This is a genomic window from Nocardioides sp. (assembly GCF_004803405.1).
Taxonomy (GTDB): domain Bacteria; phylum Actinomycetota; class Actinomycetes; order Propionibacteriales; family Nocardioidaceae; genus Nocardioides; species Nocardioides vastitatis.
Map to the genome: position 1 here is coordinate 39144 of NZ_SSXI01000094.1, position 12754 is coordinate 51897.

10 protein-coding genes are annotated in these 12754 nt (G+C 68.3%); 5 read left to right on the plus strand and 5 right to left on the minus strand.

Annotated features, from left to right (window positions below):
• Window positions 1–920: 920 nt before the first annotated feature.
• On the plus strand, window positions 921–1334 hold the full coding sequence (locus E7Z54_RS06970; RefSeq protein WP_136432270.1) for a TIGR03618 family F420-dependent PPOX class oxidoreductase: 414 nt from the start codon (window positions 921–923) through the stop codon (window positions 1332–1334).
• A 664-nt stretch (window positions 1335–1998) separates the two neighbouring features.
• On the opposite strand, the gene E7Z54_RS06975 is transcribed toward E7Z54_RS06970, so the two are convergent.
• Window positions 1999–2916 (minus strand): LysR family transcriptional regulator, encoded by a 918-nt coding sequence (locus tag E7Z54_RS06975; RefSeq protein WP_206056052.1) that lies wholly within the window; start codon window positions 2914–2916, stop codon window positions 1999–2001.
• 196 nt (window positions 2917–3112) lie between these two features.
• On the opposite strand from E7Z54_RS06975, the gene E7Z54_RS06980 reads away from it, so the two are divergent.
• The 4 genes from E7Z54_RS06980 to E7Z54_RS06995 are packed head-to-tail and all read left to right on the plus strand — an operon-like array spanning window position 3113 to window position 7975.
• Window positions 3113–4222 (plus strand): PrpF domain-containing protein, encoded by a 1110-nt coding sequence (locus tag E7Z54_RS06980; protein WP_136432272.1) that lies wholly within the window; start codon window positions 3113–3115, stop codon window positions 4220–4222.
• Between the two features lie 58 nt (window positions 4223–4280).
• On the plus strand, window positions 4281–5480 hold the full coding sequence (locus tag E7Z54_RS06985) for a tripartite tricarboxylate transporter substrate-binding protein (RefSeq protein WP_136432274.1): 1200 nt from the start codon (window positions 4281–4283) through the stop codon (window positions 5478–5480).
• A gap of 10 nt (window positions 5481–5490) precedes the next feature.
• Window positions 5491–7554 carry a tripartite tricarboxylate transporter permease gene (locus E7Z54_RS06990; RefSeq protein WP_136432276.1) on the plus strand — a complete coding sequence of 688 codons (2064 nt, stop codon included), beginning with the start codon at window positions 5491–5493 and terminating at the stop codon, window positions 7552–7554.
• A 43-nt stretch (window positions 7555–7597) separates the two neighbouring features.
• Entirely contained in the window at window positions 7598–7975 is a 378-nt protein-coding gene (locus E7Z54_RS06995) for a universal stress protein (RefSeq protein WP_136432277.1), read from the plus strand.
• Between the two features lie 415 nt (window positions 7976–8390).
• Here the strand turns inward: E7Z54_RS06995 and E7Z54_RS07000 are convergent, their stop codons facing one another.
• The 4 genes from E7Z54_RS07000 to E7Z54_RS24355 all read right to left on the minus strand — a co-directional run bounded on the left by E7Z54_RS07000 (window position 8391) and on the right by E7Z54_RS24355 (window position 12134).
• Window positions 8391–9182, minus strand: coding sequence for an ATP-dependent helicase C-terminal domain-containing protein (locus E7Z54_RS07000; RefSeq protein WP_206056053.1), 792 nt, complete (start codon window positions 9180–9182; stop codon window positions 8391–8393).
• Window positions 9183–9420: 238 nt separating this feature from the next.
• Window positions 9421–9990 carry a TetR/AcrR family transcriptional regulator gene (locus tag E7Z54_RS07005; protein WP_136432281.1) on the minus strand — a complete coding sequence of 190 codons (570 nt, stop codon included), beginning with the start codon at window positions 9988–9990 and terminating at the stop codon, window positions 9421–9423.
• 121 nt (window positions 9991–10111) lie between these two features.
• On the minus strand, window positions 10112–11509 hold the full coding sequence (locus E7Z54_RS07010; RefSeq protein ID WP_206056054.1) for an MFS transporter: 1398 nt from the start codon (window positions 11507–11509) through the stop codon (window positions 10112–10114).
• Window positions 11510–11933: 424 nt separating this feature from the next.
• Complete coding sequence (locus E7Z54_RS24355; protein WP_378527431.1) at window positions 11934–12134, minus strand: winged helix-turn-helix transcriptional regulator; 201 nt, start codon at window positions 12132–12134, stop codon at window positions 11934–11936.
• Window positions 12135–12754: the final 620 nt, after the last annotated feature.

A 12754-nucleotide genomic window follows, 5' to 3' on the forward strand; every position in this document is an offset into this window, starting at 1 on the left:
ACTCGGGGCCGTATCGCAGGGCGGCTGGCTCAAGTCAACCGCTTCGTAGATCAGGATCGGCACCCGCTGACGCCAACGTGCCTGAGGGTGGCGGGGGTGGCGTCGCCGCAGCCGGCGTGACGGGCGCCCCACCCCAGAACAGCCGTTAGTGGCCTGTTCAGGCGCATCCCAAGAAGAGCGAGGGTCATGGAGATGGCTGGCGCATTGCCATCCGAGGTGCGTGAGGAAGGGATGCTCTTCGCGCTGGAGACGAACTGGCCAGCGGCCGACGGCTGGGGAGCGGCACGTATCGAGGAGGAGGTCGTCGTGACCGCAGACGGCTGCGAGGTGATCACGAAGTTCCCGGCAGAGGTTGCTAATCGCCGGGCCTCGCTACATCGCGGTAGGCGGACCTCCAAACAACGAGCGCGAGTCTCAGTCGCACCTGAACACGCCTTGGGGACGCGGCTAGAGACCGGCCCACGAGACGGAGGAGCCGGCCGGCCGATCCCGGCGAGAATCGCCGGCTCTGCATCATGCAAGACCAGCGTGCTGACCCCTAGCTCTGGGCGTGACACCCGCGCCGGCGACAGCGCGAGGTACCCGTTGAAGGAGCATCTGTTCGTTCTTGGGGCTCTTTGTCGCCCAGCACCGGAATTGATGCGGCCGTGCGCGGCTCGGGAGCGCTGCCCTACCTGCATCGATGGGATCCGCGAGGCCGCTCGATCAGCGAACCGCCGCGGCGGCATCAGTAGTGACGCGTGTCGTCTGCTCCCCGGCGCACCAGGTCGACGGACGCATGAGTTAGGGCACGACGGTCTCTCTTTTCGTTCCTACTGGAACCGGGGGTAGAACGGCTTCACGCCATCATCATCACCGCGGCAGCCGACGCGATCTCGCGCGCGACCTCTGCCTGTTCGCCCCCTCCACGAAGGACCACCATGACAGTCGACATGCCTCCGCCCGGGGAGGAGAATGACCGTTTCTGGCAGGAACGCCGGATCTGCTTCCTCGTCACCCACCGCCCAGACGGCAGTCCGCATCTCGTCCCGGTGGGTGTCACCTTCGACCCCAAGGCCGGCATCGCACGCATCATCAGCAGCGCCGGAAGCAAGAAGGTCCGCAACGTCCGGGCGGCCGGACCCGGCGCGAAAGTCGCCGTCAGCCAGGTCGAGGGGCGCCGTTGGTGCACCCTCGAAGGCACCGCGCTGGTCAAGGACGACCTGCAGTCAGTTGCCGAGGCCGAACGGCGTTACGCCGAACGTTACCGGCCGCCTCGCCCCAACCTCGAGCGCGTGGTCATCGAGATCACCGTGACTCGTGTGATGGGCCCGGTGAGGCCACCTGGTTGGTGACGCGGCCCGGTAGTGGAGGTTCGTCAACGAGGTGTCGGTGTGTTCAACAGCGCGGCGGTGAACGCCTCGTGGTCGCCCGACATTCAGACCCGCCCGTCCCGACGCCCCCACCGCCCGCGTTCGCGAGCGCCTAACCGGGGACGGGATCACAGTCGTTCACCCCCGCGCGACGAAGGCCGTGCAGACATCGGTGTGAACCGGACCACCCTCGCCTCTGGTCGCTCCCCACGCTCATCGGAGCCCTTGGCCTGGCGCTCCTGATGCGGTCAAGAGCCGGGATCTGGAGAAGATCCCCGAGGATCGCGGACCTTCCTGACATCGGGGCATGATCGGGGGGATCGACCCGAGGCCGTATCTGGCGCACGGGGCCACTCGGTAGTCAGGCTGGTGGCATCCCAGCGGGGGAGTGCGAGGCACGCCCGTACCCCGAGACCCGTAGCGGGACTCCGTCGCCCCGGTGTCGCTGCACTCTCCCTTTGCAGTCTTGGCGGGCGACCTCTATGGGGGCGCTTTGAGTGGGGGATTACACCGTCCCGATGTTGGCGTTTGCGGGTGAGTCAGTAGACGGCCACCACCCAGGCGGCCAGCTCAAACTGTCACCAGCTCGTGCAGCAGACCCGCAACACGACATCTCGCGATGAGACGCGCGGCCGCAACCGCTGACTCAGGTGTAGGTGGATGCGGTCTCGACCAGGACGTCGTGGAGGGCGAGCTCGGCTGCGCTCCGGACGCGACCGGGTCGGTGCGCGACCAGGACCCGCCTGGGGGGTGCGGTGTCACCCAGGGAGACGACCCGCACGTCCGGGTGCTGGTTGACTGTGGCCGTCCTCGGCGCCAAGGCGATGCCGAGGCCGACGCTGACCATGGCCTGGGCCTCCTGGTAGTCGTTGGCCTGGAAGGCGATGGTCGGCGTGAAGCCGGCGGCCACGGCGCTGCGCTGCAGCACCTCGACGACCGGGTGTCCTCCGGCCCGGATGATCCAGGGCTCGGCCGCGAGGTCGGCCATGCGGACCGTACGGCGCCGGGCCAGGCGGTGGGTGGAGCCGACGAGCAGCACGGTGGGATCGGTGAACAGCTCCGTCAGCACGAGCTCGTCGTTGTCGATCCGCTGCCAGGCGTAGTCCCACAGGAAGGACATTGCGACCTTGCCCTCTTCCAGCATGCGCACCAGATGATCCTCCCGGCCACTGCTGATCGTCAGCGTGATGTTGGGGTAGAGCTCGCGGTATCGACGTACCGCCAGGGGCAGGAACGAGCTGCCGACCGTGGGAAAGGTGCCCAGGGTGACGCTGCCGCGACGGACGCCGGCGATGTCCGCGAGATCCGACTCCGCAGCCGCCAGCTGACGCAGGACCTTGCGGGCGTGCGTGGCCAGCACCAACCCTGCGTCTGTCGGAGTCATGCCGCGGGCGTGGCGGTCGAGGAGCGGTTGTCCAGCCTCGCGCTCGAGCCTCAGGAGCTGCTGGGAGATCGCGGACGGTGTGTAGCCCAGCGCTGCAGCAGCGCTGGTCACGGACCCTTCCTCCACGATCGCCAACAGGATCTGCAGCCGCTTGATGTCCAGCACGCCCCGATTCTGCATGAAGTTCTGCTACAAGGCCATGAAGGGATGTGCAGCGCCGCTTGAGCGACCGCGGCGCTTGGTACGCCTCGGAGGACTGCGGTCCACCATGAAGTGTTGCTTCATGGCGATGTGCAGAACCGTGATTGTGCTACAACTCACCTGGCCTCAACCTGAGTAGGTCCGGAACGTCCGGACTGTCGTCTCAGGAGGCAACATGCGCGAGATCGCCGCGACCTGGATGCGGGGCGGTACCAGCAAGTGCTGGGTCTTCCGTCGCGACGACCTGCAGGTCCCGGACATGTCTGTCGATGAGGTGCTGCTGCGCATCTACGGCAGCCCGGACCACCGGCAGGTCGACGGCGTGGGTGGGGGTACGTCCACCACGAGCAAGGCGGTCATCCTCGCTCCCTCATCAGCTACGGGTGTGGACGTTGAGTACACGTTCGCCCAGGTCGGCATCGACGAGCCGAAGGTCGACTGGGGCAGCAACTGCGGCAACTGCTCCGCCGTGGTCGCGTCGTTCGCGATCCGTGAAGGCTGGGTGGGGACCGACGCGCCGGAGACGTCCGTGCGGGTCCTCAACACCAACACCAACCAGCTCATCGTGCAACACGTGCCGACTCCCGGGGGCCTGCTCGACGAGGCTGCGTCCGAGACGATCCCGGGCGTCCCCTTCCCCGGCGCTCCGGTGCGCATGGGCTTCGTCGATCCGGCCGGCCGGAGCACCGGACGGCTCTTCCCCACGGGTCGGCAGCGCGACATCCTGTCGGAGGCCGTGGGCGGGGTGACTGTCACGCTGGTCGACGCGGGCGCTCCGGTCGTGGCGGCCAATGCCTCCGACTTCGGTGTGCAGGGGAACGAGGAGATCGCCGAGCTCGATCTGGTTCCGGGGCTGCTGGCCCGCCTCGACGCGGTACGTCGTGAAGCGGGGGTCCTGATGGGACTCGCGGAGAGCCCAGGTGCCGTCGCCCGCGCCGTTCCGAAGCTCGCGCTGATCTCGGCTCCCGGCTCTCAGAGCGTCGAAGGCAACGACCTGACCGTCCGCATGCTGTCGATGGGGCGCTTCCACCCGGCCGTCCCGGTCACCGGCTCCGTGGCGCTGACCCTGGCAGCGGGCGCCCCAGGCACGGTCGTGCACGACCTCGTGCCCACCCTCCGACCCACGACCGGCCTGAGACTGCGCACGCCGGCGGGGTGCGTGAGCACCTTCGCCGAGGACCACGACGGTGTCCCCGTCGTCGGCGTCGTGCGCACCTACCGGCGGCTGGCCCACGGGTCCGTGGTGCTGCCGGACCCACCGCTCCTGCCATCGGCCTCGGCATGACCATCCACCCCCTTGACACGGGACGTCCGTGCGAGGCTCGCTTCACCTGGAGGAACTCATGACCCAGCACGTCAACGAAGAGGACGTGGCCACGACCGGAGACCATGACGTCAGTCCCGCGCAGGACTCGCTCGAGCGCCCTGCGCCGAGCCCGCGACTCACCGGCGCGATCGTGGCCGGCTTCGCGGCGCTGGCGGTGGGCGTCTCCGTGCTGGGCGGTGACCTGTTGAACCCGCCGGCCTCCACCACCGACGGCGACTACTCCGGTGAGACCGTCGAGATGATGATCCCCCTGGCCGAGGGCGGCGGCACGGACACCTGGGCTCGCTTCGTTGGGGCCGAGCTGACCGAGGCGGTGCCCGGCTCCCCGGGACTCGCCCCTGTCAACGACGACGGCGGCGAGGGCATCCTCGGCACGAACCACTTCATGACCTCCGCGAAGTCCGACGGGACGGAGGTCCTGGTCAGCACGGCCTCCACGGTGGTGCCCTACCTCCTCGAGCTGCCAGCGGTGCACTACGACTTCACGGAGCTGCGGCCCATCCTGGCCAACGGCACCGGGGCAGTGGTCTACGCCCGGACCGGCGCCGGCGTGCGCGGCGTCGAGGACCTCGTGGACCGGGACAAGCCACTGGTCTTCGGCGGCATCGCGGCGACCAGCCTCGACCTCACGACGCTGCTGGCCTTCGACCTCCTCTCCGCCGATGTCGAGGCGACCTTCGGGTTCGAGGGCCGCGGCCCGGTCAACCTCGCGCTGCAGCGCGGCGAGGTGGACATCGACTACCAGACCACCTCGTTCTACGGTCCGGCGGTGGAGCCGCTGGTGGAGGACGGCACCGCGGTGCCGCTCTTCTCCCTGGGACAGGTGGACGAGGCCGGTGAGATCGTGCGCGATCCCAACTTCCCCGATCTTCCCACTGTCGTCGAGGTGTACGAGCAGCTCCACGGGGAGCAGCCGGACCCGCAGGTACTGGACACGTACCGGGCGATCCTGGCGCTGACGTACACCTATCAGAAGGCGCTCTGGGTCCCAGAGGACACCCCGGACGAGGCAGTCGAGCTGCTGCGGTCCACGGCCGAGGACATGGGCGCCGACCCCAAATTCCAGAAGTCCGCGGCCGAGGTCCTCGGTGGCTACCCGATCGACGCCTCGGCTGACCTCGCCGAGCGCATCGGTGAGGCATACCGGGTGGACGAAGACGTCCGCGAGGACGTGCTCGAGCTGCTCGAGACCGACTACGACATCACGATCGACTAGGGGCAACACCATGACTGACGCAGCGTTCTCGGCACTGGCCTCCCTGGCCGATCCCTCACTTCTCCTCATGCTCGCCATCGGCGTGCTGGCCGGTCTCGTCATCGGCCTGATCCCGGGCCTCGGTGGCACCGGCGCGGTGGCGATCCTCCTCCCGGTCACGTTCGGCATGGACCCCGAGCCTGCTCTTGCGATGCTCATCGGTGCCCTGGCCGTGGTGCACACCTCGGATACCGTGGCCGCCGTCCTGCTCGGCGCGCCCGGATCCGCATCGGCCAGCGTGACCATGCTCGACGGCTACGCGATGGCACGGCAGGGACAGGCCAAACGAGCACTGTCACTCGCCTTCCTCTCCTCGATGGCAGGTGGCCTGATCGGCGCGGTAGGGCTCACCCTCGCCATCCCGCTGGCACGGCCCCTGGTGCTCTCGTTCGGCAGCCCGGAGCTCTTCATGCTGACCGTCCTCGGGGTCTCACTCGCCGCCGTGCTCTCGCGCGGCAACGTCGTCAAGGGCCTGACAGCCGGATTCCTCGGCCTCCTGCTCGGCCTCGTCGGTACCTCGCCCACGACCGCCGAGGAGCGCTTCTCCTTCGGCTCCCTCTTCCTCAGCGACGGCCTCTCGTTGGTCGCAGTGGCGCTGGGTGTGTTCGGGCTCGCCGAGATCGCCAGCCGCGTCGGTCAACGTCGTGTGGCTGAGAAGCCTGTCGAGCTCACCGGTGGCTGGGCATCCGGCATCCGAGAGTGGCTGACCCACTGGACGCAGGTCATCCGAGGGTCACTGATCGGGATCTGGGCCGGCATCCTCCCTGGCGTCGGCGCCACGGCGGGCACCTGGCTCGCCTACGGGCAGGCCGTCGCCACCGCCAAGGACAAGCGCAAGTTCGGCAAGGGCGACCCGCGCGGCATCGTGGGTCCCGAGAGCGCCAACAACTCGGTCGAGGCCGGCGACCTGATCCCGACCTTCCTCTTCGGCATTCCGGGCGGCGTGCCGTCGGCGATGCTGCTCGGGATGCTGCTGACGTACGGCATCCAGCCGGGGCCGGCCATCGTCACCGACCACCTCGACCTGATGTACCTGATCGTCTGGGCGTTCGCGATCGCCTCGATCGCCGGTGCGTTCCTCTGCTTCCTCGCGACGGGTTCACTCGCCAAGCTCACCAGGGTGCCCTTCGCCGTGCTCGGGCCCGGTCTTCTCGTGGTGATGCTCCTCGGCGCCTTCCAGGAGAGCGGCCAGCTCGGCGACCTGTGGGTGATGGTCGCGCTCGGAGTGGCCGGGTTCTTCCTCAAGGCCACCGGCATGCCGCGCGCACCGTTCCTGATCGGCTTCGTCCTCGCCATCCCGATGGAGCGCTACTACTACCTGACCGCCAGCCTGTACGACGGTGCCGAGTGGATGGCGCGACCGGGCGTCCTCGCCTTCGCCGCACTGCTGGTCGTGCCCGTGCTGTGGTCCCTGATCAAGAGGCTCCGGGGAGCCTCAGGTGCGGCCGACGACGGTCATCGGGACGAGCACGAGAACGTGGCCGCAGCCGGCGACGAGCTGGAGGGCTCGCTGGCCGGCACGCCCTGGTCCGCCGCCGTCGCCGTCGTCGCGGTGTTCCTGTTCGGCGGCGCGCTGTGGGTGAGCGGGTCGTTCTCCGAGGAGGCGCGACTGATGCCTCGTCTCGTGGCCGTGTGCGGTCTGGTCGCTGCGCTCGTGCTGACATGGCAGGAAGCCCGTGTGAACCGCCGGCGAGCCGGGCGGGACGCCGTGAAGGACGCCCGCGAGCCCGCAGGAGGATCGGGAGCCACCATGCTCGCCACCCGCGTCGAGCCCAGGGTCGACACCCCAGCCCTGACCCGGCACCACGACCTGGTGATCGCGGCACGCACGTTCGCGGCCATGGCAGCATTCCTCGTTCTCGTCATGGTCGGGGGCTACGCCGCAGCAACGCTGGTGTTCACCCCGGTGTTCCTCCTGTACGCGGCGCGAACCCGCCCGCGGACGGCCATCATCTACACCCTCGTCCTCGGCCTCGTGCTGCTGTCCCTGCCCTCCCTGTTGCCCGTCGACCTGCCCCTCGGCGCCCTGCAGTGACCAGGCCGGCCTCTTCGCCCACGCAACATCGAAAGGAAAGCCGATGACCATCGTCGTCGCCTACGCTGACACCCCGCCCGGACACGCCGCCGTCGCGGCCGCCGTCGCCGAGTCCACGCGAAACCGGGAGACCGTGATCATCGTGCCCGCCGTACGAGGGGACGCTGCCCCCGACGTGGGGGAGCTTGAGACCCGCTGGCCGGACATCGCCGGCCGCGTCGAGGTCGATCGCGGAGACCTGGGCGACCCCAGCGACAACGTCATACAGGTCGCACAACGACGCGACGCCCGCCTGGTGGTCCTCGGGCTCCGCGCGCGAACGGCGGTCGGGAAGCTGGTCTTCGGCAGCACGGCCCAGCGGATCCTGCTCGACGCGACCTGTCCCGTGCTGGCGGTAAAGCCCACCGTCGCTGACGGCTGATCCCCCATCCGGAGCGGTCGGCGCCAATCAGCCCGCACCGGGTGCCACCTGGCAGGCGATCAGGCTCCCCGCGCCCGGCGGGGTGACGGGCTTAGTGTGGGTGCTGTAGCGGAAGGCGTTCGCTCAACTTAATAGATCTGGCCGGTGCACCCCTGGGGTGCACACCCCCGAGGTAACGGGAGGCAACTGGAGGGCGGTTTCACGCTCAGGACCGCAGTTCTCGCCTGATCGAGCGTGGTGTTCCTACGGTTCAACTCCCCCTCGCGCACGTGTGACGGGCCCCGGGACTTCGGATCCGGGGCTTCGTCAATTTCCGTGCCAGTTCCTGTAAGCGGTGGTGTGAAGGCGCCTCGCCGTATTCGGTTGTCGCCGTTGCTGCGGCGTGTCCCTCCTCCTGTTGGTGTGGTTGTCCGTCTCAGTCACGTAATGGGGGTGCACGGCGCTGGTTTCGGCCTGAATGGTGTCCGAGTCCGCCGGCGGGTGAGCACTGTGGTGACCGGGCCTTTTGAGGTCTTGACTTAGATCGTGGGCCCTGCCGCCGGGGGCGCGTGAGCTGGCCTCGAACCCGGCGGCTTCGCAGGCGTTCGTCGTACGACGCAACCTGGCAGTGGTATTCCATCCCGAGCTCACCAGCTCGATGCTCGCCGGATGGCTCGGCAACGGCGGTGCGGCCGCGGCCGTCGCAATGGGAGCCAATGTCGACACTCTGGTAGCTGACACGGCCGCCATCGAAGAGAACGCCCGGCGGCGCAGCCACCGCCTGGTCGACGGTTTCCTCGACCGCGTCGCCACGGTCGAACTCACGACGTGACCCTGACTCCGTATCAGAAGGTACTGCGGTCCAGCCGAAGACCTCTTGCAGTCGCTCGGCGAGCACCGGCTGATCTTGGGAGTAGTCGATCCGCACGCTCGACCCGTTGGGCACCTCGACGCGCTCAGGGGCCAAGTCGTTGAGCCTGCCCGCCTCCGGCCACGGCACCATCGCTCGCAGCGCGGCAGTCACGTCGATACGACGAAGATCCTGGGCCGAGTGGACCCGCGCCAACTGCGGCCCGAGCCACGACTGGAGGTCCTGCGTCAGCGCCTCGTCGCTCACATCGGGCCACGGGTCACCGAGCGCGCGGTGCAGGAAGTCGAGGCTCAGCGATCCACCCGCGCAGGCCGTGACCGAGGGAATCGCTCTCCTCGCGTGGACGGAGGCGGCCACGGCGCTGCGCGCCCGGAGCGATGCGATCCGGGAGGCGCTGGCGACGGGCGGAACTGAGCTCGATCGCGCCCAGCAACGTCCGTCGGCGGGCCAGCACTCGCCCTCCAGTCCAGGTGACCTGGTCCCAGTCCGGCGATCAACTCCCCGCTGATGCTGTGTCCCGGGTCCAACCTTGGTTCGACCTGTGACCGCGGCCGCCTCGGGGGCAGAACCGGTTCGAGGAGCGCCCCGAGTCCCGTCAGCGCATATTCGCTGCATCGAGCAAGGCAGTGACCGTGGGCCTGATGAGCCTGGTCAGGGTGTCGGCTCCGATTCCCGCGCGAGCATTGGCGCCGTCGAAGACCAGGATCAGCTGGCGGGCCAGCAGAAGCGGGTCGCTCGCCCCACCCTTGCCGGCTTCGCCGCGGAAGAAGGACGCCAGCTTCTCCTTGACCCGGTAGGCCACCTGGCTCGCGGGATGGCTGGGATCCTTGATCTCGATCTGGGCGGACAGGTATCGGCAGCCCAGAAAGTCGGGCGTGCTCGCTTGCTTCTCCAGCTGGTCGAAAACGTGCAAGATCCGCTCGCGAGGCGAGCCCACGAACTCCGCCGGTGGCAGGAGCCGGTCCGCGTAGGAGTCCTCGAGCTGCTCGAGGCATGCGGTCAGCAGCTCGTCCTTGCTCTCGAAGAAAGCGTACATGGAGCGTTTGGAGACTCCGGCCGCCTTGCAGAGGGCGTCGACGCCGATGCTCACACCCTCCTGGTAGGTGAGCGTGGCCGCAGCCTCCAGCAGTCGGTCCCGCGGACTTGATCTCACCTCGGTGGACATGACGGGAGGATAGCTCCGTTCCAGCGAAATGGAAACCGATCGGTATTCAATCTGATGCCCCCGCGCAGCCTGCCGCGACTGGTCCCGACGGACGGCCGCGGCAGGCGGCGGGGGTTCAGGTTCAGTGCGCGATCACGGCCTCGCCCTCCGACGGCGCCAGAGCCGAATTCGGCACCACGATTGCCGCGATGATCGCGCCGGCCACGAAGATCCCGGCGCCCCACCAGAAGGTGGCCGTGTAGCCCTCGACGTGGGCCTGCGCCATGGTGAGAGGGCCGGCCTTGTGCGAGGACAGGTAGTCGGTCATCGCCGACGTGGCGACAGTGGTCAGCAGCGCCGTGCTGATCGAGCCCCCCACTTGCTGGCTGGTGTTGATCAGCGCCGAGGCGACACCCGCGTCCTCGTGGTGTACGCCCGCGGTGGCGCCCTGGAACGCAGTGGTCATCACGCCCCCCAGGCCGACGCCCAGCAGGATCAGTCCGGGCATGACACCTGCTGTAAAGCCGCTGTCCAGCCCGAGCTGAGCCAGCAAGATCATGCCAGCCGCGGAGACCAGGAAGCTGATGCTGAGCACGACCTTCGGACCGACCCTCGGCAGCAGCGCCGACGGCACGATGACCGACGAGACCACGATGCTCGCGACCATCGGAAGGAACGCAACTCCTGCCTTGATGGGCGAGTAACCGAGGGTGACTGCCAGGTAGTAGGTGAGGAACAGGAAGATCGAGAACATCCCCATGCCCATGACGAACACCGCCAGGAACGACCCACCGCGGGTCCGGTCAGCCACGAGTCGAAGCGGCAGCAAGGGATGCGCGACCCGGGCCTCCACCCCCACGAACGCCGCGAGCAGCACGGCGCCGCCGATCAGGAAGCCGAGGGCGACCGGGTCGGTCCAGCTGGTCGACTCGACGTGGGAGAACCCGTAGACGATGGCGAACAGGCCGGCACTGGCCACGAGCGTGCCTGGGATGTCCAGCTTGGGCCGCTCGGAGGCGACATGCTTGGCCAGCAGCAGCACGCCACCCACCAGTGCAAGGCCTGCGAAGCCGATGTTCACGAACATGACCCATCGCCAGGAGGCCCATTCGGTGAGCATGCCGCCCAGGAGCAGCCCGATCGCGGCGCCCGCGCCGGACAGTGCACTGAAGATGCCGAAGGCCTTCGCTCTCTCGGACGGTTCGGTGAAGGTCACGGTGAGCAGCGAGAGCGCAGCGGGTGCCAGCAGTGCGGCGAAGACGCCTTGGCCGACGCGTGCCGCGACCAGGATCTCGAAGTTGCCGGCCGCACCGCCGATGCCGGACGCAATCGCGAAACCAAGCAGGCCGATCAGGAAGGTGGCACGTCGGCCGAACAGGTCCCCGAGCCGGCCGCCGAGCATCAGGAGACTGCCGAAGGCCAGGGCGTAACCCGTGATGACCCACTGCCGGTCGCCATCACTGAAGGCGAGGTCCTGTTGCGCGGCGGGCAGCGCGATGTTCACGACGGTCGCATCGAGAGTGACCATGAGCTGCGCCACGCCCAGCACCACAAGCACCCACCAGCGCGCGGCATGTGAGCCTCGAAACCCCGGGTCTGCTTTTTCGGAGGCGGGGGCCGCGCGATCGAGAGCGGTAGTCATTTTTCCCCTTGCTGTTTTTAGGTCGAAGACCGGTGGAAACCGATCGGTTTCCACAATGCTGACAGATGGGAGCTCATGCCGCAATCCGTCGCCGCCTACATGTGTCCGGGGTCACCCCCTAGGTCGCGGGCGGGTGTGGAATCGACGAGGGCAAGTTCTTTCTGGTTCACGACTTCGCGGCAGGCCTGGCGCGCGAGAACGGCCTGGTAGACGTTCCCGCAGAAGTGCTGAAAGACCACCGGGGGACCGGCCTCACCGGCGAGATGACGGTCTCCGAATGCGCGAAGGGTCGCGACCATCGGATCAAGTGATTTGCCCGGCGTCAGTGAGGTGGTATTTGCACCACGGGGCGTTCCGTCGTGATGCACCTGGTGACCAGCTTGGCGGCTACGAGTCTGCGCAGTCGGGTGGTCAGGATTTCGCGCGGTGCGCCGGTGCGACGAATTGACTCGTCGAAGCGGTGGTTGTCGAGCAGCATCTCCCGCACCGCCAGCGACGTCCCCTTGGCCCCAACCAGCTCCAAGCTTCACGCGATGGGACAAGTGCGCACCGGTCACCACCGAGAAGGGCCCTCGCCATGGCTACAGCCGTCATCCTCGACGCCGTCCGCACGCCGCTTGCCAAAGGCAAGCCCGGCGGCGCCTACTCCGAGATGCAACCCCCGTCGACCTGCATGCGGCCGCACTCAGGGCGCTGGTCGAGCGCACGGGCATCGACCCCTCGGTGGTCGACGAGGTGATCAGCGGCGTGATAGGCCGGGTCGGTGAGCAGGCGGGCACGACGCGCGCTTCTCGCCGCCGGCTTTCCTGAGTCGGTCCCAGGGGTCACCGTCGACCGGCAGTGCGGCTCGCGCCAGCAGGCGTAGCATTTGCCGCGCAGGGTGTGATCGCTGATGCCTACGACGTCGCGATCGCCTCGGGGTCGAGTCGATGTCGCACGTCCCGATCGGCAGCCAGACGAGGGCAAGGACTTCGCGGGTCCCACGGTGGCTGCCCGCTATGCACCTTCCCTGATCCCTCAAAGCGTCTCCGCAGAGCTGATCGCTGCCCCGGTGGGGCTTCTCCCGCACGCAACTCGACGAGTTCGCGGCCGCCTCGCACGAATGAGTGTGCCAGTCTGAAATGGCCCCAGTTGGAGCCGTAG

Coding starts and splice junctions, on each gene's coding strand:
- E7Z54_RS06980 (WP_136432272.1), top strand. CDS start 3,113: ATGCGCGAGATCGCCGCGACCTGGATGCGGGGCGGTACCAGCAAGTGC.
- E7Z54_RS06990 (WP_136432276.1), top strand. CDS start 5,491: ATGACTGACGCAGCGTTCTCGGCACTGGCCTCCCTGGCCGATCCCTCA.
- E7Z54_RS07005 (WP_136432281.1), bottom strand. CDS start 9,990: ATGTCCACCGAGGTGAGATCAAGTCCGCGGGACCGACTGCTGGAGGCT.
- E7Z54_RS06985 (WP_136432274.1), top strand. CDS start 4,281: ATGACCCAGCACGTCAACGAAGAGGACGTGGCCACGACCGGAGACCAT.
- E7Z54_RS06975 (WP_206056052.1), bottom strand. CDS start 2,916: ATGCAGAATCGGGGCGTGCTGGACATCAAGCGGCTGCAGATCCTGTTG.
- E7Z54_RS06995 (WP_136432277.1), top strand. CDS start 7,598: ATGACCATCGTCGTCGCCTACGCTGACACCCCGCCCGGACACGCCGCC.
- E7Z54_RS06970 (WP_136432270.1), top strand. CDS start 921: ATGACAGTCGACATGCCTCCGCCCGGGGAGGAGAATGACCGTTTCTGG.